19 protein-coding genes and 1 pseudogene are annotated in these 19,626 nt (G+C 36.3%); 5 read left to right on the top strand and 15 right to left on the bottom strand.

Annotated features, from left to right (window positions below; all coding sequences use genetic code 11):
• The first annotated feature begins 96 nt into the window (after positions 1 to 96).
• The 4 genes from HMPREF1135_RS01735 to HMPREF1135_RS01720 all read left to right on the top strand — a co-directional run bounded on the left by HMPREF1135_RS01735 (position 97) and on the right by HMPREF1135_RS01720 (position 2,971).
• A complete protein-coding gene (locus tag HMPREF1135_RS01735) occupies positions 97 to 309 on the top strand; it encodes a FeoA family protein (protein WP_007591319.1) in 213 nt (70 codons plus the stop codon).
• Between the two features lie 113 nt (positions 310 to 422).
• A complete protein-coding gene (locus HMPREF1135_RS01730; protein WP_007591316.1) occupies positions 423 to 647 on the top strand; it encodes a FeoA family protein in 225 nt (74 codons plus the stop codon).
• A gap of 9 nt (positions 648 to 656) precedes the next feature.
• Complete coding sequence (feoB, locus tag HMPREF1135_RS01725) at positions 657 to 2,789, top strand: ferrous iron transport protein B (RefSeq protein WP_007591314.1); 2,133 nt, start codon at positions 657 to 659, stop codon at positions 2,787 to 2,789.
• 41 nt (positions 2,790 to 2,830) lie between these two features.
• Complete coding sequence (locus HMPREF1135_RS01720; RefSeq protein ID WP_007591313.1) at positions 2,831 to 2,971, top strand: FeoB-associated Cys-rich membrane protein; 141 nt, start codon at positions 2,831 to 2,833, stop codon at positions 2,969 to 2,971.
• A gap of 51 nt (positions 2,972 to 3,022) precedes the next feature.
• Here HMPREF1135_RS01720 and HMPREF1135_RS01715 read toward each other — a convergent pair whose 3' ends face one another.
• The 13 genes and pseudogenes from HMPREF1135_RS01715 to rpmG all read right to left on the bottom strand — a co-directional run bounded on the left by HMPREF1135_RS01715 (position 3,023) and on the right by rpmG (position 16,310).
• Complete coding sequence (locus HMPREF1135_RS01715) at positions 3,023 to 5,632, bottom strand: translation factor GTPase family protein (RefSeq protein ID WP_007591312.1); 2,610 nt, start codon at positions 5,630 to 5,632, stop codon at positions 3,023 to 3,025.
• A gap of 9 nt (positions 5,633 to 5,641) precedes the next feature.
• On the bottom strand, positions 5,642 to 6,109 hold the full coding sequence (gene ybaK / locus HMPREF1135_RS01710) for a Cys-tRNA(Pro) deacylase (RefSeq protein ID WP_007591311.1): 468 nt from the start codon (positions 6,107 to 6,109) through the stop codon (positions 5,642 to 5,644).
• Between the two features lie 24 nt (positions 6,110 to 6,133).
• Complete coding sequence (gene radA, locus HMPREF1135_RS01705; protein ID WP_007591310.1) at positions 6,134 to 7,498, bottom strand: DNA repair protein RadA; 1,365 nt, start codon at positions 7,496 to 7,498, stop codon at positions 6,134 to 6,136.
• A gap of 54 nt (positions 7,499 to 7,552) precedes the next feature.
• Positions 7,553 to 7,963 (bottom strand): hypothetical protein, encoded by a 411-nt coding sequence (locus HMPREF1135_RS01700; RefSeq protein ID WP_007591309.1) that lies wholly within the window; start codon positions 7,961 to 7,963, stop codon positions 7,553 to 7,555.
• Between the two features lie 469 nt (positions 7,964 to 8,432).
• Positions 8,433 to 9,980 (bottom strand): annotated as a pseudogene (locus HMPREF1135_RS14525) (transposase); the annotation flags it as partial.
• 150 nt (positions 9,981 to 10,130) lie between these two features.
• Positions 10,131 to 11,747 (bottom strand): leucine-rich repeat domain-containing protein, encoded by a 1,617-nt coding sequence (locus HMPREF1135_RS01690; RefSeq protein WP_007591307.1) that lies wholly within the window; start codon positions 11,745 to 11,747, stop codon positions 10,131 to 10,133.
• 35 nt (positions 11,748 to 11,782) lie between these two features.
• The gene (locus HMPREF1135_RS01685) at positions 11,783 to 13,573 is read right to left on the bottom strand and encodes a leucine-rich repeat domain-containing protein (protein ID WP_007591306.1); all 1,791 of its coding nucleotides are present in this window, start codon (positions 13,571 to 13,573) and stop codon (positions 11,783 to 11,785) included.
• 329 nt (positions 13,574 to 13,902) lie between these two features.
• Positions 13,903 to 14,124, bottom strand: coding sequence for a hypothetical protein (locus HMPREF1135_RS01680; RefSeq protein WP_242824833.1), 222 nt, complete (start codon positions 14,122 to 14,124; stop codon positions 13,903 to 13,905).
• Between the two features lie 63 nt (positions 14,125 to 14,187).
• Complete coding sequence (gene rplA / locus HMPREF1135_RS01675) at positions 14,188 to 14,883, bottom strand: 50S ribosomal protein L1 (RefSeq protein ID WP_007591304.1); 696 nt, start codon at positions 14,881 to 14,883, stop codon at positions 14,188 to 14,190.
• Between the two features lie 17 nt (positions 14,884 to 14,900).
• On the bottom strand, positions 14,901 to 15,326 hold the full coding sequence (gene rplK, locus HMPREF1135_RS01670) for a 50S ribosomal protein L11 (protein WP_007591302.1): 426 nt from the start codon (positions 15,324 to 15,326) through the stop codon (positions 14,901 to 14,903).
• Positions 15,327 to 15,397: 71 nt separating this feature from the next.
• A complete protein-coding gene (gene nusG / locus HMPREF1135_RS01665; RefSeq protein ID WP_007591300.1) occupies positions 15,398 to 15,931 on the bottom strand; it encodes a transcription termination/antitermination protein NusG in 534 nt (177 codons plus the stop codon).
• Between the two features lie 8 nt (positions 15,932 to 15,939).
• Positions 15,940 to 16,137 (bottom strand): preprotein translocase subunit SecE, encoded by a 198-nt coding sequence (gene secE, locus HMPREF1135_RS01660; protein WP_007591298.1) that lies wholly within the window; start codon positions 16,135 to 16,137, stop codon positions 15,940 to 15,942.
• A gap of 8 nt (positions 16,138 to 16,145) precedes the next feature.
• Positions 16,146 to 16,310 carry a 50S ribosomal protein L33 gene (rpmG, locus tag HMPREF1135_RS01655; RefSeq protein WP_278321299.1) on the bottom strand — a complete coding sequence of 55 codons (165 nt, stop codon included), beginning with the start codon at positions 16,308 to 16,310 and terminating at the stop codon, positions 16,146 to 16,148.
• Positions 16,311 to 16,483: 173 nt separating this feature from the next.
• Here rpmG and HMPREF1135_RS01650 point away from each other — a divergent pair, with 173 nt between their 5' ends.
• Positions 16,484 to 17,572, top strand: coding sequence for a PTS transporter subunit IIC (locus tag HMPREF1135_RS01650; RefSeq protein WP_007591297.1), 1,089 nt, complete (start codon positions 16,484 to 16,486; stop codon positions 17,570 to 17,572).
• A 49-nt stretch (positions 17,573 to 17,621) separates the two neighbouring features.
• Here the strand turns inward: HMPREF1135_RS01650 and HMPREF1135_RS01645 are convergent, their stop codons facing one another.
• Together HMPREF1135_RS01645 and HMPREF1135_RS01640 are read right to left on the bottom strand one after the other, a co-directional pair.
• Positions 17,622 to 18,749, bottom strand: a complete 1,128-nt coding sequence (locus tag HMPREF1135_RS01645) for a glycerate kinase family protein (RefSeq protein ID WP_007591296.1) — start codon at positions 18,747 to 18,749, stop codon at positions 17,622 to 17,624.
• Between the two features lie 72 nt (positions 18,750 to 18,821).
• The gene (locus tag HMPREF1135_RS01640) at positions 18,822 to 19,571 is read right to left on the bottom strand and encodes a hypothetical protein (protein ID WP_007591295.1); all 750 of its coding nucleotides are present in this window, start codon (positions 19,569 to 19,571) and stop codon (positions 18,822 to 18,824) included.
• Positions 19,572 to 19,626 lie beyond the last annotated feature (55 nt).

Genomic DNA, 19,626 nt, shown 5'->3' with positions numbered 1-19,626 from the left:
TAAGCTCTAACTTTTTCTTAAAAAAATCTTGCATTTAATGTTAGTGTATGCTAACCTATAGAATGTATTTGACATGTTTCATGAAAAGGAGGAGTTATGATGCCATTACTTATGGCTAACTTAGGTGAAGAATACACAATAAAGCAAATCGGCGGTCGTGAAAAAGATAAAACTTTTTTGGCAACTCTCGGATTTGTTGTTGACGGCAAAATAACCGTTGTTAATGCTATGGCCGGAAACTTGATTGTTAATATCAAGGATTCAAGAGTAGCAATCAGCAAGGAATTAGCCTCAAAGATTATGATCTAAGTAGCCCAAACAATTTTAAGAAGTAGAATGTAAGCATTTATCTACATTCGCCAATGGAATTTCCATTGTATGTTTTCAGAAATCACTTATTATAATGCGGAAAGGAGAATGGAATGGATACTTTAAGAGATGTAAAAATCGGTGAGACTGTTACTGTTGCCAGAGTTCATGGCGAAGGTCCTGTAAAAAGAAGAATCATGGATATGGGTGTAACAAAGGGTACAACTATTCATGTACGTAAGGTAGCGCCTCTTGGTGACCCTATTGAGGTTACTGTTAGAGGATACGAGCTTTCTATCAGAAAAGCAGATGCGGAAAATATTGAAATAAAAAGATAAGGAGCTAATATGGCAATCAGAATTGCGCTTACCGGAAACCCAAATACCGGTAAAACTACTTTATTTAATGCCTTGACAGGTTCAAACCAGACAGTTGGAAACTGGCCCGGTGTTACAGTTGAAAAGAAGGAAGGAAAACTTAAAGGACATACAGATGTTATTATTACAGACCTTCCGGGTGTTTATTCTCTCTCTCCATATACATTGGAGGAAGTTGTAGCAAGAAACTATGTTCTCAATGAAAAGCCTGATGCGATACTTAATATCATCGACGGTACAAACCTTGAGAGAAACTTATATCTTACTTCACAGGTTACAGAGTTAGGTGTCCCTGTTGTTATCGCGGTAAACATGCTCGATGTACTTGAAAAGAGCGGAAACAAGCTTGACCTTGATAAAATGAGTGAAAAACTTGGATGTCCTGTTGTGGAAATATCCGCACTTAAGGGTACAGGTGTTATGGAAGCGGCTGAAAAAGCTATCGAGATATCAAAGAGCCACACTCTTCCAAAGGAAAAACATGAGTTTGATAAGAATGTAGAGGATGCTATCAAGGATATCATTGCTCTTCTTCCAAGCAGCGTACCTGAGCTTCAAAGAAGATGGTACGGTGTTAAGTTGTTCCAAAGAGATGATAAGGCTATTGAGCAGTTAAATCTTTCAGAAAGTACACTTGCCGATATTGAAAAGATTATAACAAAATGTGAAGATGCTATGGATGATGAATCTGAAAGTATTATCACATCCGAGAGATACAATTATATCTCAACAGTTATTGCAAGTTTTTATAAGGTTAAGAATAAAGACTATGTAAGTATTTCAGATAGGATCGATAAGATAGTTACAAACAGAATTTTGGGTCTTCCGATATTCGCAGCTATCATGTTTGCCGTTTATTATATTTCTATTACCACTGTAGGTACAGGAATGACCGACTGGGTAAATGATGTTTTGTTCGCAGAAATTATTCAGCCGGGTGTTCAAGGTTTCCTTGAATCTGCCGGCGTTGCCGAATGGCTTGTAGGCCTTATTGTAAACGGTATTATTGCCGGTGTAGGTGCCGTAATCGGATTTCTTCCTCAGATGCTTACGCTCTTCTTCTTCCTCGCTTTCTTAGAGGGCTGTGGATATATGGCGAGAATTGCATTTGTTATGGACAGAGTTTTTAGAAGATTCGGACTTTCAGGTAAGAGCTTTATTCCAATCCTTATAGGTACAGGTTGCGGTGTTCCGGGAATTATGGCTTCAAGAACTATTGAGAGTGAGCATGACAGAAGAATGACGATTATTACAACCACATTTATTCCATGTTCTGCAAAACTTCCTGTTATAGCACTTATATCAGGTGCATTGTTTGATAATGACGCGTGGGTTGCTTCATCAGCTTACTTTGTAGGTATTGCCGCTATTGTCATCTCAGGTATCATGCTTAAGAAGACCAAGCTGTTTTCAGGCGATCCTTCACCGTTCGTTATAGAGCTTCCTGCATATCACCTTCCTACAGCAGGTTCAATCATCAGATCAATGGCTGAAAGAGGTTGGAGCTTCGTAAAGAAGGCAGGTACAGTTATTACACTTGCAACTATCCTTATATGGTTCCTCAGCTATTTCGGATTTGTAGACGGTTCATTTACATATCTTGCTGAAGATCAGATGGATCTATCGCTACTTGCAAATATCGGAAACACATTTGCCTGGATTTTTGCTCCTCTCGGATGGGGTACATGGAAGCCTGCAGTTGCAGCCATCACAGGACTTATGGCAAAAGAGAATGTCGTAGGTACATTCGGTATTCTATACCATGTTTCCGATTTCAATGCGGATACTGGTGAGGGTATCTGGCAGCTTTTACGTGCCGACTACACACCTCTATCAGCTTACTCATACCTCGTATTCAACCTTCTTTGTGCTCCTTGTATTGCAGCGATGAGTGCTATCAGAAGAGAGATGAGCAGTATAAAGTGGTTCTGGACTGCTGTAGGATATCAATGTATTTTTGCATATATAGTAGCTATGATTATATATCAGGTAGGTTCACTTATCCTTACAGGTAAGTTCGGTATCGGTACAATATTCGGATTTATCGGAATCGCAGCTATTATTTACGGTCTTGTACGCAAGCCTTATGAAGAAAAAAACTAAAGCTTACGCATAAACCGTTTCATTAAAGAAAGGAGATAATTATGGCAGCAACAGTTGTTATTTCAGCTGTATTGGTCGGCGTAGTGGGTCTTATTGTAAGATCTATTTATAAAGATAAGAAAAACGGGAAGTCCTCTTGTGGTGGAGGATGTGGCGGTTGCTCAGGCAGCTGTCATACCTGATTCTTTATTCAAATATTTGAATCCAATTAAAAGAAAGAGCCCCGGCATTTGCTAGGGCTCTTCTTTTTTACCAAGTCTGATATTTTCTATTTTTTCTTTTAACTCTCCTTCTAAAGAATCAAACAATCTGTTTGTAACTGAAGTCTTTTCTATATGTTCTTTTCTGAAAGCCTCTTTGGTATCCTCAAGATCCTTTAAAAACTCCCTTGCAGAGATAAGTATTGCCCCCTTACCTCTTATAATAATCTGCTCAATACCATCTGATGTTGCTACGGTGACATCATATCTTTTTATCATTTCATGTGTTGTCTTTTCTATATACTGATCGGCTGTTTCCGCAGTCTTTGTATATACCACATATACACCCGAGAAATTCTGTACCTCCGTAGGATGATTTACAAGTCTGTAGGCATCAAATACAACAATAATCTCATAATCCTTATAGGCCTTATAATCTATAAGAAGTTCAACAAGTCTGTCTCTTGCCGCATCAATATTTATCTGTGCAAGTTCATTTAACGACTTTGAAGCAAAAATAATATTATATCCGTCAACCAGCAAGTAATGTTTCTTTTTTGCTCTTTCTTTATAAACATACTCTTTTTCAGGTGTTCTCTTTACAGGTGCATCCCGGTCTCCTATTCTTGGAGTCACCTTACCGTATGTTCTTTCAAATATGGCCATAAGCTCTTCGCTGTCGGCTTTTGTGGCATCATAAGTGGAACGTACTGTCTCTATCTTCTCCTCTTCTTTTACAAGCTCAAACTTCTTTAAAGGCAAATGCATATAGTTAAATACTTCATTCCACGGCACTATAAAACTCTCACCATGAGAACAAAATACGGAGTCCGGAGTATTCTTTGTATCAGACTCCGCAATATACGAACTGCTCTCTATAATCTCATCTGCATTATGGCATGGTAAAAATCCTCTTAGACCGAAACCTATCTGTCCAAGACCTTTGGTATATGATAAAAGCGTACTTCCATAGTTTTGTATATTGACGGTAGGCGCATATCCCGTTACTCTAAGAGTCTCACCTCCCTCATAGCTTATATCTTCGGCATTCATATTGTTTAAATCATTTAACAGTCTGCCAAGAGAAGTCATGGGTATATTTATCTCAAAGTCATAGTAAGGTTCCAGTAAGACAGACTTTGCATACATCAATCCATGCCTTACAGCTCTATTTACCGCTTCAAGAAAATCTCCGCCCTCAGTGTGCTTTTCATGCGCTCTGCCTGCTACCAGAGTAAGTACTACGTCGGTTAGCTCACTGCCTGTAAGTACACCTCTGAATTTTGAAGTCTCAACAATATTTCTTACCTGGCTCTGATAATTTTTAGGAAGCTCATCATCAGACACTTCATTCACAAATACTATGCCGCTTCCTCTCTCTCCTTCACTGATAAGTATATGCACTTCGGCATAATGCCTTAACGGTTCAAAGTGGCCTACACCCTCAATATATCCGGTTATAGTTTCCTTATAAATAATACCGCCGTCTATAAGATCGCAGTTTAACCCAAGTCTCTCACCTATAATATTTTTTATAAGATCTATCTGAACTTCTCCCATCAAGTTTACCTTAATTTTAGCAAGTTCTTCGTCATACTCCATTTTTATTTCAGGTATCTCATCAAATATCTGTAAAAGTTTAGGATATATTTGATTTATACTTATATCATCCGGAAAAACCATATTGTAGCTTAAAACCGGTAACAGCTTTTGTGCAGGTCTTTTTATATCTCCAAATGTATCTCCGGCATGAACTTTTGACAGCCCTGTTACTCCAATAATATCACCCGCAATTCCTTTATCAATTGCAATATATTTTTCACCGTCATAAGCTCTTATCTGATTTATTTTTTCATCAAAGAGCGTATCCTTAACCTGTAAACTTCCACCAAGAAGTTTTATAAAGGAAAGTCTGTTTCCGTTTTCATCATATTTTATCTTGTATATTATTCCTGAGAGTTCATCCGAATAAGTCTTTTCATGTACATACTCTTTTATAAGTTCAAGTATTCCTTCTATATTAATAAGTTTTAATCCTGAACCGAATATTGTCGGGAATACTTTTGAATTCTCTATGCAAAAGCTTATATCGGATTTTGTTATTTCTTCCCCTTCGATAAACTTTTCTATAAGATCCTCATCACAGGCTGCAACCTCTTCTAAAAGCATCTTATTTTCCTTTGAAAAGTCCACAATATTTTTTGAAAGAGATTTTTTAAGTCCCTCCAATACTTTGTCCTTGTCAAACTTATCACTGTCTATTTTATTTACAAATATTACAGTAGGTATATTTGCTTCTCTTAATAATCTGAAAAGTGTATATGAATGCGATTGTACGCCCTCACTTCCGCTGATTACCAAAACAGCCATATCAAGTATGGATATGGTTCTTTCCATTTCGGCACTGAAATCTACATGTCCCGGGGTGTCAATTATATTTATTTCTATATCATCTATACTTGTCCTTGCAAGCTTTGAAAATATAGTTATTCCTCTTTTTCTTTCATATTCATCATTATCCAAAAAGCTGTCACCGAAATCCACTCTTCCGGTTTTTCTAAGCTTTCCCGTCTTGTAGAGTATCGCCTCTATCAATGTAGTTTTTCCGGCATCTACATGTGCCAATACACCAACATTTATCATAGGCTCAACCTATGTCAATGCGGCAAAACTTACAGGCACAAATTTTTCCAGCTCCTTTGGATCCATCTCAACCTGATAACCGATTTTTCCTGCACTGAATATAATATTTTCATAATTTAAAGCTGTGGAATCAACTACAGTGGTAAATCTCTTTTTCATACCTATAGGAGAACAGCCTCCATGTATATATCCTGTAAGCGGCAATAAATCCTTTGACTTTAGCATTTCTATAGACTTTTCACCTACCGCTTTTGCCGCCTCTTTTAAGTTAAGCTCCTCTGCCACCGGTATTACAAACACATAGTTTGCCTTACTCTTTCCTACAGTTACCAAAGTCTTAAAAACCTTTCTCTCATCCTGCCCCAAGAGATTCGCCACCTCTACACCGTTTGTAGCCGGAGTATCTATATATGAATAATGATTATACTTTATCTTCTTTTGATCCAAAAGTCTCATTACATTTGTTTTCTCATCCATTTTTTCTCTTTCCTTTAATTTATATTAACTTAAAAGTAAGACCGCTTCATTTATATTTCTTACACCAATAAGCTTTATATTTCCATTAAATGAAATCTTCTCAAGGCATACCATCGGTAAAATACAAACCTCAAATCCAAGCTTCATAGCCTCTCTAATCCTAATCTCAGGCATACTTACGGCTCTTACTTCGCCTGAAAGTCCCACCTCTCCGAATATTACCGTCTTTTCATCTATTGTCCTGTTTTTCATGCTTGAGATAAGCGACATAATAATTGACAGATCCAGTGCAGGCTCATTTATTCTAAGTCCACCCGCAATATTTATATATGCATCATATCTGCTCATTGCAAGTGCACATCTTTTTTCTATGACCGCCATCAAAAGATTTATTCTGTTCACATCTGTTCCTGTGGAAGTTCTCCTAGGCAGTCCGAATGCTGTAGGAACCACTAAAGCCTGTACTTCTACCAGTATCGGTCTTGTACCCTCCATTAAACATGCCACGGCCGCACCTGTAGCATTCTGCGGTCTTCCTGAGAGCATAAACTCGGAAGGATTTTTTACTTCTATAAGTCCCACTTGCTGCATTTCAAATACGCCTATCTCATTTGTAGAACCGAATCTGTTCTTGACGGCACGCAGTATTCTATATGAAGCAAATCTGTCACCTTCAAAATATAGTACCGTATCTACCATATGCTCAAGCACTCTGGGCCCTGCAACCTGTCCTTCTTTTGTCACATGTCCGACTATAAATATAGCAATATTATTTTCCTTTGCTACCTGCATCAAAAGATTTGTAGATTCTCTTACCTGACTTACACTTCCCGGAGCTGACGCCACCTCTTCATTAAACATAGTCTGTATAGAATCTATAACAACCACATCCGGCTTTTCACTCAGCACGGTTTCTTTTATAATATTGAGATTCGTCTCACATAAAAAGCTTAAATTATCTGTGATGTCTCCCACTCTTTTTGCTCTCATCTTTATCTGCTTTAAACTCTCCTCACCTGAGATATAAAGCACAGTTCTGTTATCATCCGATATGTTCTTACAAACCTGAAGCAATAATGTGGACTTTCCAATTCCCGGATCTCCACCTACCAAAACAAGTGAACCTCTTACCACTCCGCCACCAAGTACTCTGTCAAGTTCCTCAAAACCTGTCTTAAATCTGTCTTCATCTTCCAGCTGTATTTCAGACAGTTTAGCAGGCTTTTTATATGTATTTGCAGATATTCCTCTGCTCACCGTCTTTGTCTTTGCTACAGGCTCTTCCACAAGACTGTTCCATGCCTTACACATAGGGCATTGTCCCAACCACTTTGGTGACTCATAACCGCATTCCTTACAAAAGAATGCACTGGACTTTGCTTTTGCCATAAAAACCTTTCTATTTAAAATGGGCATATCCGGCTTACCGATATGCCCATGCAACTATCTTTTTTTGATTAAAACCTTTGATCCGTTCTCACTTAGCTCAACACTAAATATAAGCTTACCTGATAGATTGGTCTTCATGCCTCCGATACTTACATCATCGACATAAACCTCATATTCCGTATCTTCTTCCAAGCCGATAGTTATTTGAGTATCCCCAAAACCGTATATATCAAAAGAAGTTATATTTGGTGTGGTTTCAAATTCCATTACTGTACTACCCGGAACCGATTCATACACAAAAGCCGAATTTCTTTCAAGCTTTGTTATCTCCTTAAATGTCTTTACCTTATATACGTCCCCCTCATGTGCAAAATCTTCTACCTTTGACTTTGTACCAAGAATATAATTTCCAAAACTAAGTTTACCATCCGCCTCTTTGCAAATCAGACTCTCTACTACAGGCATATAAACCTCCTACCAAGCTATGTTTTTGTAGAAATAGTATACAACATTTGGAAAGTTCAAACAAGTATATTATTGAGAATTAACATCTATTTTAGCTTCTATAGCCGGTTCCTACTCGTCAATCCAATCCCGGCTTTGTACACAAGCTACAAAATCCTTATTATCCCACAAGTGGATAGTATTCTCTTTGTCTTAACATAATACCGTGGTGTACATATAGTGTCAATTTTGATGAATGACTGTTCCGTCCATAATTCTTCATCATTTTTCAATAGTTGTCATCGCACAATAAAAAAGGGGCTGTCGGGAAATAAGCATTTCTACTTCCCGCAGAACTAAATAAAAATATCCTGACAAATACAAGGCGTTTTTGCTTTGTAACTTTGTCAGGATATTTTATTTTTCTATAATGCTGTCTATTTTTTGGCATAAAATCCCCTTGGTATATATTTTGCTTTTGCATTTTTTACTATGCTGTTTTCTTCTGTATTTTTCCTTCAAAGTTCTTTAGTTTTGCATGGAGAAAACGATGATATTTATTTATATTTCTTCCTATTGCAAAAAGCATAAATTCTTTATATACCTTATCTGAAGTACGATAGTTAAAGCGTCATTGATCTTCATTACTTTATTCTTATCAATATCTTTATCAGGATTATACTTGTATAAACATTTAGACTTATGTTCACATACACTACAGTCTGAACATCCATATACTTCATATGTTTGTGTATAACCATTCTGTTCTTTCTTTTCTGTGTTGATATGTCTCAGTTCACGGCCATCATGACAGATATAGACTTGCTAATCCTCAAATACCGTTGTCTTCATGTTGTAGTATTTGCCTATATCTTTACTGTATGCTCTTGTTTTTCGTTTTTCATGATCCTGTAGTTTTATATAACTATCTATTTGATTTTCTTTCAGATATAAGAGATTTTTCTCACTACAATAGCCGCTGTCTGCCGTCACTTCTTCAAGTACTTCTCCAAATGCTTCCTTATGCTTTGGGGGAACCGGAATTAATGTATTATAATCTGTACAATCATTACTTACATAACTATGTACAATAAAATAATTCTCTACTGCTATCTGTACATTGTATGCCGGCTTTAGCTGTCCGTTCAACATATGATCTTCCTTCATTCGCATAAAGGTTGCTTCCAAATCAGTTTTGGAATAGCTGTTTCTATCTTTCCCCATAATTTCAAAGCATTTTTTATAGCTCATTAATCTCTGTCCACAATGCTCAAGTTCTTCATATAGTTGTTGAAGCTGTGGCTTTCTCTTGCCCTTTCCGTTAACAAAGACAATGCCTTCTCGGTCAGCAATAGCCATAAGATTTTTCTGAAGCTTAAGTATTTCAATAGGCGAGCAGTTATCAATCTCTATAATACGGTTATTAGATAGCTTTTTATGATTTGTAATCTTTCTTTTTCTGTTCTTTTCAATAATATCTCGAACTTTATCAATTCCGTCAATCACAAACATTTGTGCATTTCCAAGCTCATACTTCTCCCCAAAACCATTATCTTTTAAAAAAGAATTATAATCTGAATAAAGCTTATCGATATAATCCAGAAGACCTGCCAGATGATAATTAACGCTTCCACGCCATACAAAAGTATAACGATTAGCATTAGCTTCTATTTTCGTTCCATCGATAAATAATTCTTTTAATGTTACAAACCCTTCTTTTTTTTAATCGTCTCATAAACTGATAGTTTAAATCGTCAAGAATGTCTAAGGTAAGTTTCTTGCCTTTAAATTCATAGAAAGCATCTCTTTTAGGCTTTTTGCCCCTAGTAAGCCGGATAAAAGCAATATCTCTTTCACATAAATCTACAATACGATCGATAGAACGTATTCCTCGCATATTTGCATAAGTAATAACTGCATACATCATGATCGGGTTGTACCCTGTTCTTCCCTTATCCGAACAATTGGCTAGCAGTCCGGAAAAATTTAAATCCTCCATAACTTTTTTTATGGTATAGACAGGATCGTCATCGGGTAAACTCGATTTTCATTTTAATTTGTACTAAATCTTGACATAGAACCAACAAAAACTCTACCAACCTAATCACTCATAATAAAATCAGAAAATAATTTTCAGCATTTTTCACAATGGAAATATACTACCCGTGTATTGTAACATATATTATTTTTAATAGAATACAATATCAGGTTCTTTAAACCTCTCATTTAATTCCTCGCTTGAATGATATTTATCTTTTAAAATATATATTTTACCTAAATAATATTCATCTTTCAGTTTTTCCGGTACTCTAATCTCTTCCAGCATATAACATTCACTGATAGCATAGGGATCTACATATTCTACATTTTCAGGCACCGTTATAGTTTTAAAAGCACAATTTATAAAGACATGATCTTGTATTTTCTTTAAACTCTCAGGCATTTCTATTTCTTCCAAAGATGTACACTGACCAAATGTACATGACCTAAGTTCACTCAAATTGCTACCATCACTGAAATATACCTCTTTTAATCTTGAGCAATTATAAAATGCATATTCACATATTATTTCAACACTTTTAGGTATATAAACACCTTCGATAAACTCTCTGTCTTCAAAAGCTCCCGCTGCTATCATTCTGGTGCCGTCTCTAATTTTTATTCTTCTCACACCTTTACCTGTGTATCCGAGAAGTATATCGCCAACATATTTACAGCCATATTCATCAGACTCCATATCAAGCAGATAGTCGGTATTACTAAAACACCAATGTCCTACATTTTCTACGTACCTCGGTATATTTATTTCAGATAAATGTATACACTCCATAAATGCATAATCACCTATATCAACCACACTCTCCGGTAAGCTCACCTTTTTTAATCCCGAATACATAAATGCGGATTCCCCTATAATATCTACTCCTTCAGGAACGCTTATTTCTTCCAAAGATTTACAAGATCTGAAGCTCTCATTTCCTATTCTCTCTAAACTGTCCGGAAATTCAATCTTCTTTAAATTTTCATTATCATAAAATACACAGTCTGCAATTACTTTGGTATAATCTTTAACCTTAACATACTCTTTTTCCCCATCACTATATACCAATACTTTTCCTATATATGCACAACCGTATTCATCAATATCCGCTTTCCTAAGAATATCAGTTCCTAAGAAAGCATCTTCTCCAACAGTTTTTATCTCTTCGGGAATATTTATATCAGATAAACTGCTACAATTTCTGAAGGCATATTTGCCTATTTTTTCAAGACTGTTAGGAACTTTTATTGTTTTAAGCTTCTCGCAACCCTCAAAGGCACTGTCCTCTATTTCACCTATATTTCCCAAAAAAACAATATCCTCCAAAGATCTGCAATCCGAAAATACTTTCGTATAAACAGCACTCACACCCTTCGGTATTTCTATTTTCTTTAGCGAAATACAATTATAAAAAGCACCTGTCTGTATTACTTCCAGATTATCAGGTAATTTTATGTCTTTAATTTTTACACAGTTATCAAAGGCATGAAATCCTATTGTCTTTACGGTTTCCGGTATCGTAATATTTTCCAGATTGGTACAATTATAAAATACTCTATCACCTATATCTGTAACTCCGTCAGGTATTTCTATTTTTTTGATATTCTCTCTTTTCTCCAATATACCGTCTTTAATACCTAAAAGGATATTATCTTCTATAATCTTCTTACATTTCAAATTGCTCAAAAAGAAACCTATAGCTATACATGCTATACCTGTTATAATAAATAAATATATCTTAGTCTTTCTGTTACCCACAAACATCCTCCCCTCTGATATTGCTATTCTAATATGTAATTTTAATAATATATAACTTTAGGGTATACCTTTTCAGAGTTTATCTTTTTCTTTATTATAGCAAAATCCTCTTTTATACTTGAAGGTACTTCAATTTGATTTAGGTTCTTACATATAGTTATAGCGTAGCTGTCTATATACTGCATACTTTCCGGAAATCTTATTTTTTCAAGGCTTACACAATATGCAAAAGCTGCAAAGTGTACCTCTTCCAATCTTGAAGGCAGAGTAATCTCTTTTAAACCGGTACAACCAAAAAATACTCCCATATTCAATATTTTGATATCACAGCCCTCCTTAAATACAACCTTTTCAAGTGCTTCACAGTCTTCAAAGGCCTTTACACCAAGATATTCTGTACTCTTTGGTATCTCTATTTCTTTAAGACTTTTACATTCTTTAAAAGCTCCCAATTGAATTTCTTTAATATTGCTTTCTTCTTCAAATATACACTCATTTAAATTCTTACATCCGCTAAAAGCTTCCCTGCCTATGATTTCCACACTTTTTGGAATCTCTATGCTTTTTAATCCTTCAGAGTTTAAAAATGCCTCACTACCTATACTCTTTGTTCCTTCCCTGACTTTAACATAACTTGCTCCATTTTCGTATTTAAGTAGTATATCTTGGAAATATTTACATCCATATTCATCCTTTTCCAAATTTTCAAGCCAATATGTATTCTCAAATACTCCTGCATCCAATCCGTCAGGAGTTTTTTCCATATCGATATCAGATAGATTTCTACAATTTGCAAAGGCCATACTTCCTATATTCTTTACATTTTCAGATATATTTATACTTTCTATACCACATTCATAAAATGCTCTGTCTTCAATATCTTCTAAGCTTTGCGGCATATTTATATTTTTAAGACTCTTACAGTTTGCAAAGGCTTCATACCCTACAACTTTAATACTTTCAGGTAATTCAACCGTAATCAAATCAGGCAGATTTGAACAGGCTTTACTTGCAATAACTCTTGTACCATCTTTTACCTTCATTTCACTGCCTTTATTCCAATATTTTATCAGGGCGTCACCTATATATATTCCATTCTCATCTTCCCAGAGTCCCCTTTCATAATACTTTGTACCTTCAAATGTACCTTCCTCAATATATTTTATTCCCTTGGACATATATATTTCAGAAAGTTTTTTACAATCTTTGAACGCATAGGAATTTATCCGCTCGACTGAATCCGGGATTTCTATACTCTGTAGTTTTTCGCAGCCTGAAAAGGCTTCACTTCCTATATTTTTTAAACCTTCATTCAGCTCTATTTCTTTCAATTCTTTACAGTTTGAAAATGCAGACTCGTCAACCTCATTTACTCCCGGAGGAATATTTATTTTTTCCAAAACAATACAATCTTTAAATGTTGCAGCATTTATTTTCTCCAAACCTTCGGGTAATTCCAAATTTTTTAAACTTGAACATTCATAAAATGCCCCCATACCTATATCTTTTACATTTTCCGGTATTTTAATATGCTTAAGTTTTCTACAGCCCATAAATGAGAGTTCTCCAATACTTTCAAGTGTATCAGGTAATTCCACAACTTCAATATTCTCACAGCCTAAAAAGGCATACGTAGATATTGATTTAACTCCTGCAGGAACAGTTAATTCTTTTAGACTGAGTTTACTCTCAAATAGACCGTCTTCAACACCATAGAATATATTATTCTTTATAATCATTTTTATTTTCACATGTGTAATTACATATTGTGCAAAAAACAACACAAACAATAATATTGTAATAGTCAGTCTGAATTTTAATCCTTTGCCCATAAGCATATCCCCTATATATTCTCAAATATTTTAAATATTTATTTAGTTGTAAATTTAATCACGTTATAACATCCGACTTTTCTTACCTATATGTTAATATATACATATACTATTTTCAAGTTTTAAAATCAACTTATCTATATATTTTTATTTGCTTTTTAACTAATCACTTGATTTAACCGACTGATTCAAACATTTTATCACACAAAAATACCACACATCCTTTATGAACATGTGGTAATCTATATATTTTATTATATTGTCTATTTTAACTATAATTTTGGCAACAATGACTTTATACCGGTATCATTGTTTCTATTACTCCCGTCTTAATCTATATATCTTGCTGTCGGCTTATCAGAATCGTTTTGGTCTTCTCTATTATTGTTCCCTTTATTAGCTATCTTTCTAACAGCATTACCCGTCAATCTAAATGCCCCTCTCATAAGCATGCGCATAAGATAGCGAAGTCCGAAACCTATCACAAATAAAATTATAACACCTAAAACTTTTTCCATTACATACTCCAATCTGAAATTTTGTCTTGACATTAAAACTGCCACATACTCTTTATGAGTACATGGCAGTCTGCGCGTCTTTATTATATTAGCTAATTAGCCTGTAATTTTAGCAACGTTGAGTCTGATTCCCGGACCCATTGTTGATGTTAAAACTACACTCTTAAGATAAGCACCCTTAACTGTGCTTGGTTTTGCCTTATTGATAGCATCCATAATGCTCTGGAAGTTCTCCAAAAGCTGCTGCTCACTGAATGAAGCCTTTCCTACAGGTACGTGAACGAGGTTTGTCTTATCAAGACGATACTCTACCTTACCTGCTTTGATGTCTGCGATAGCCTTTGTAACATCCATTGTAACTGTACCTGCCTTAGGGTTCGGCATAAGTCCCTTAGGTCCGAGTACCTTACCGAGGCGTCCTACAACGCCCATCATATCAGGTGTTGCAACGATAACATCAAAATCTAACCAACCGTCGTTCTGGATCTTTGGAATAAGCTCCTCTGCTCCAACATAGTCTGCTCCGGCAGCCAAAGCCTCATCAGCCTTTGGTCCCTTTGCGAATACTAAGATTTTTACAGTCTTGCCTGTTCCGTGTGGTAGAACTACCGCACCACGAATCTGCTGGTCTGCATGACGTCCATCAAGACCTGTTCTTATATGTAATTCTATTGTTTCATCGAACTTAGCAACTGCTGTCTTCTTAATTAAAGCTACTGCCTCGCTTGCATCATACTGTACGCTACGATCAACTAATTTGGCAGCTTCAACATATCTTTTTCCGTGTTTCATGTATATTACCTCCTAAATTAGTCTTCTACTGTGATACCCATTGAGCGGGCTGTACCTGCTATCATAGAGATAGCTGAATCAATATTTGCTGCGTTAAGATCAGGCATCTTAAGAGTAGCGATTTCCTCAAGCTGTGCTCTTGTAATCTTAGCTACCTTTGTCTTGTTAGGTACGCCTGAACCTGAAGAGATTTTACATGCTTTCTTAAGTAAAACTGCAGCCGGTGGAGTCTTAGTTATGAAACTAAAGCTTCTATCTGCATAAACTGTGATAACAACAGGGATGATTAAGTCTCCCTGATCTGCTGTTCTTGCATTAAACTGCTTTGTAAACTCAACTATGTTTACACCATGCTGTCCGAGAGCCGGACCGACAGGTGGAGCCGGTGTTGCTTTACCAGCAGGTATCTGCAATTTGATATATCCTGTAACTTTCTTTGCCATATGGCACCTCCTTGTGGTAATTTCGGGGATTTCCCTCCCACGCATTTAAATAAATGCAACTATGTAATAAATTACATCTTCTTAACTTCTGTGAACTCGAGCTCTACTTTTGTCTCGCGTCCAAACATTTCTACATTAATAGAAACAGTTTTCCTCTTTTCGTTGACAGCGGTAATCACTCCCACGGTATCCTTCCATGCTCCGCTGATGACTGTAACCATATCGCCTTCCTTAAGGTCAACCTCAAGTCTTGCTTCCGGCTTTGCGGCATTGCCACTGTAGCCAAGTGCTACAAGTTCATCTTCGGTGAGTGGTACCGGCTTGCTTCCCGGGCCTACGAAACCTGTAACGCCTCTGGTATTCCTTACAACATACCAGGTTTCATCATTCATATACATATGTATAAGAACATATCCGGGGAAAAGTTTTTTATCTGACGATTTTTCGACACCATTTTTTACTTCAAGTATGGTCTCCATAGGAACCGTAACCTCAAGTATCTGATCTTGAAGTCCGCGATTCTCAATTGTCTTTTCAATATCTACTTTTACTTTATTCTCATAGCCTGAATAAGTATGGGCTACGAACCATTGTGCCTCTGCCATATTTTCACCTATTTAAGAACAAAGTTTAGTAAAAATTTGAAGATAAAGTCAAGTATTGATATTATAATACCAAGTACAATAGATGATGAAATAACAGCAATAGTTTGCTTTACAATATCATCCTTTGTTGGCCATACTATCTTTTTAAACTCTGTCTTTATTCCCTTCCAAAAGTCAGATATCTTTCCGCTTTTTCCTTCAGCCATAATTACTCCTATTTTGTTTCCTTATGCACTGTATGAGTTCTACAGAACCTACAATACTTTTTAATTTCCATACGGTCAGGATGATTTTTCTTATCCTTTGTCGTATTATAGTTTCTCTGCTTGCACTCTGTACAAGCAAGTGTTATCTTTGTACGCACAATCTCCACCTCCATTGTTCGAATTAGACTTGAAAATCCAAAAAAAAAGGACTTTGCATCCTTAATCTTAAGTATTCTAACATATACAAGTATAACCGTCAATATATAAATATTTTTTTCCTTGACAAATTTCAATTTAATTCTAGAATAAACATTGAAACAAAAATACACGTCTATGGAGGGCTTCTATGGAAAAGCTAAAATTATTTTTCAAAAGGAAAGATATTGTAATTTCAGCCAAGCGTTACGGCATTGATGCTTTGGGCGCTATGGCACAGGGACTGTTTTGTTCACTACTTATAGGTACTATTATAAATACTGTAGGTAAGCAGTTTCAGATTTCTTTTCTTACAAGTACGGTTGCTACTATTGCAGGGGTTGAATATACGGTAGGATCTCTGGCAAGTGCTATGAGCGGTCCGGCAATGGCTGTTGCTATCGGCTATGCACTCAATACTCCGCCGCTTGTACTCTTTTCCTTGATTACTGTAGGTTTTGCTTCCAATGCACTGGGTGGTGCAGGCGGACCTTTGGCAGTATTATTTGTTGCTATTATAGCATCTGAAGTCGGAAAAATGGTTTCAAAAGAAACCAAGATAGATATACTTGTTACACCTCTGGTAACAATATCTGTCGGAATCTTTTTATCAGCTATACTTGCACCAACTCTTGGAAAAGCCGCTATGAAGCTTGGAACTGTAATTATGTGGGCCACAAGCCTTCAACCTTTCCTTATGGGTATACTGGTTTCACTTCTTGTCGGTGTGGCACTTACACTTCCTATATCATCGGCAGCCATTTGTGCGGCTCTTGGACTTACAGGACTTGCAGGCGGTGCCGCTTTGGCAGGCTGCTGTGCACAGATGGTCGGCTTTGCAATCATTTCATTTCCCGAGAACAAATGGTCAGGACTTATATCTCAAGGTATTGGAACATCTATGTTGCAAATGGGCAATATAGTAAAGAATCCACGCATTTGGATTGCACCATGTATTACATCTATGATTACAGGACCTATTGCTACATGTATATTTAAACTGCAAATGAACGGTGCTGCTGTATCATCAGGTATGGGTACCTGCGGTCTTGTAGGGCAGATCGGAGTGTATACAGGTTGGGTAAGCGATATTGCAAACGGAAGCAAAGCTTCCATTACTTCTTTTGACTGGATAGGACTTATATTTATATCATTTGTTCTTCCGGCTGTTATCACACCTGTTATTCATATGTTTGTGAAAAAGATGGGACTGGTAAAGACAGGCGATCTTAAATTATAAAAATAATCCTCGGTATTTGGTGAATTCCAAAATCCCGGGGATTTTATTTTTACAATAGCCTGAATACCTGCTCCGCAGTATCTGTCAGATTTTTCTTTGCAGTATCTGTTTGCATCGCCTCTTCCAATGTAACTATTCTTCTTAAGATAGGAAAGAAGGCGTCAATACCGTGTTCATTACAAACTCCAGCATCCTCTGTTACACTTCCTGAGAATGCTATAACTTTTTTGTTATACTTCTTTGCGATATTTGCCACACCTACAGGAGCCTTTCCCATAACAGTCTGATGATCGAGTCTGCCCTCTCCTGTAACTACAATATCCGCATTCTTTACATATTCCTCAAGCTTTGTCTCATCAAGGACTATTTTTATTCCCGATTCAAGCTTTGAATTTGTAAAGTTAAAGAATGCATATCCAAGTCCGCCTGCCGCACCGGTTCCGGGATATTCACAGTCTGCATCGGGATATTTTTCCTTTACGATTTTTGAATAACTCTTAAGCCATCCGTCCATATCGGCTACCATTTCCTTTGTAGCACCTTTTTGTGGTCCGTATATTGCAGAACAGCCCAGATCTCCGCACAAAGGATTGTTTACATCACATGCCACTCTGAAATAACATTCCGAAAGTTCTTTTATTACATTCTCATCTCTTATGCTTTCAATATCTCTGACACCGCTTGCTCCGAATCCTACCTGCTTACCTTCTTTATCAAGGAACTCATATCCCAGTGCCTGAAGCATTCCTATTCCACAGTCATTTGTTGCGGAACCGCCTATTCCAACTACAAAATGCCTGCAGCCTTTATTTATGGCATCCTTTATAAGCTCTCCTACTCCGAATGTTGTAGTATATAAAGGATTCTTTTCATCACCGCTTACCAAGGTAATGCCTGCAGCCTGTGACATTTCTATTATAGCTGTTTTGCTTGAATCGACTATTCCGTAAACAGCGTTTACACTTTTTCCTGCCGGTCCTGTTACATCAACATTTATAAGCCTTCCACCCATACCGATAGAAAGAGCTTCCACCGTGCCCTCACCACCGTCTGCAAGCGGTCTTATTTCAACTTCCGCATCCTTATGTGCGTTTCTTATTCCCTTTGATATAGCTTCACCTGCCTCCAAAGAAGACATACTTCCTTTAAATGAATCAATGGCAACAACAACTCTCATTTTGCCGTTTCTCCTTTCACCTGTACTGATGCCAGTTTATCATATAAATACATCAAAATACACTTAAAAAATCTACTTGTTTATAAAATAAATCTTATTGAAATATTTTTTATATAAAATAAATCCTACCGATAAAACAGCGATTATTCCCCCGATTAATACTATGATTGAATTTCCTACACTGATTTTATCTGAATTATATAAAGCTATAATTTTTTTGATTTTATCAAAGCTATACCAGCCCTTTTTTATAGAAATCTTATCTCTCTCAATATCGACTAAAACCCCTACTTTTAATGAATCATCATCAAAAACTTTCACCAACAATACCGATCCGAAGGGTGTGGCTCTGTCTGCCCCAAGTACGAGGATATTTGTCATTCCTGTATTATATTGTTCACCTAAAAGCTCGGACATCAGAGCTATTGTTGTGTAATTTTTGTCCTCATAAATTAAATTTTCGGCTTCAAAAAGATTACCGTTTTTATCATACGAAAGTATTCTTTCCAAATATTCATTTGACGGCTTATATTCCGTCACAACCCAGTTGGAGTCCTTCATATCAATAGTATCTGTATTCGACTCAAAGACAAGTTCTCTAAGTTTATCCTCAGATTTAATTTTGCTGACAGGCACCGCATTATATACAAAGAATAAATCGGTATTATTTACAACATTTTGATTAGGCTCCCCATTTTTTGAAAGAGCATTTATTAAAACATCATTTGAAGGAGGAGTGATACCAAATGAATTGATGCAAATATTTAAAGAGAAAATACAAAAAAATATAAATACCGATATCTTTGCAGCTTTATTATTCATCTTAACCTCCATAAAACAATTAAATCAATAGACTGTGAAAATAATATTGATTACT

Origin of the sequence: Lachnoanaerobaculum sp. OBRC5-5 (assembly GCF_000296385.1) — a bacterium.
Lineage (GTDB): Bacteria > Bacillota > Clostridia > Lachnospirales > Lachnospiraceae > Lachnoanaerobaculum.
The sequence above is the reverse complement of the archived record's forward strand: the minus strand, read 5'-3'. Positions and strand labels throughout refer to the sequence as shown.

Coding starts and splice junctions, on each gene's coding strand:
- HMPREF1135_RS01735 (WP_007591319.1), top strand. CDS start 97: ATGATGCCATTACTTATGGCTAACTTAGGTGAAGAATACACAATAAAG.
- HMPREF1135_RS01730 (WP_007591316.1), top strand. CDS start 423: ATGGATACTTTAAGAGATGTAAAAATCGGTGAGACTGTTACTGTTGCC.
- feoB (WP_007591314.1), top strand. CDS start 657: ATGGCAATCAGAATTGCGCTTACCGGAAACCCAAATACCGGTAAAACT.
- HMPREF1135_RS01720 (WP_007591313.1), top strand. CDS start 2,831: ATGGCAGCAACAGTTGTTATTTCAGCTGTATTGGTCGGCGTAGTGGGT.
- HMPREF1135_RS01715 (WP_007591312.1), bottom strand. CDS start 5,632: ATGATAAATGTTGGTGTATTGGCACATGTAGATGCCGGAAAAACTACA.
- ybaK (WP_007591311.1), bottom strand. CDS start 6,109: ATGGATGAGAAAACAAATGTAATGAGACTTTTGGATCAAAAGAAGATA.
- radA (WP_007591310.1), bottom strand. CDS start 7,498: ATGGCAAAAGCAAAGTCCAGTGCATTCTTTTGTAAGGAATGCGGTTAT.
- HMPREF1135_RS01700 (WP_007591309.1), bottom strand. CDS start 7,963: ATGCCTGTAGTAGAGAGTCTGATTTGCAAAGAGGCGGATGGTAAACTT.
- HMPREF1135_RS01690 (WP_007591307.1), bottom strand. CDS start 11,747: ATGTTTGTGGGTAACAGAAAGACTAAGATATATTTATTTATTATAACA.
- HMPREF1135_RS01685 (WP_007591306.1), bottom strand. CDS start 13,573: ATGGGCAAAGGATTAAAATTCAGACTGACTATTACAATATTATTGTTT.
- HMPREF1135_RS01680 (WP_242824833.1), bottom strand. CDS start 14,124: ATGTCAAGACAAAATTTCAGATTGGAGTATGTAATGGAAAAAGTTTTA.
- rplA (WP_007591304.1), bottom strand. CDS start 14,883: ATGAAACACGGAAAAAGATATGTTGAAGCTGCCAAATTAGTTGATCGT.
- rplK (WP_007591302.1), bottom strand. CDS start 15,326: ATGGCAAAGAAAGTTACAGGATATATCAAATTGCAGATACCTGCTGGT.
- nusG (WP_007591300.1), bottom strand. CDS start 15,931: ATGGCAGAGGCACAATGGTTCGTAGCCCATACTTATTCAGGCTATGAG.
- secE (WP_007591298.1), bottom strand. CDS start 16,137: ATGGCTGAAGGAAAAAGCGGAAAGATATCTGACTTTTGGAAGGGAATA.
- rpmG (WP_278321299.1), bottom strand. CDS start 16,310: ATGGAGGTGGAGATTGTGCGTACAAAGATAACACTTGCTTGTACAGAG.
- HMPREF1135_RS01650 (WP_007591297.1), top strand. CDS start 16,484: ATGGAAAAGCTAAAATTATTTTTCAAAAGGAAAGATATTGTAATTTCA.
- HMPREF1135_RS01645 (WP_007591296.1), bottom strand. CDS start 18,749: ATGAGAGTTGTTGTTGCCATTGATTCATTTAAAGGAAGTATGTCTTCT.
- HMPREF1135_RS01640 (WP_007591295.1), bottom strand. CDS start 19,571: ATGAATAATAAAGCTGCAAAGATATCGGTATTTATATTTTTTTGTATT.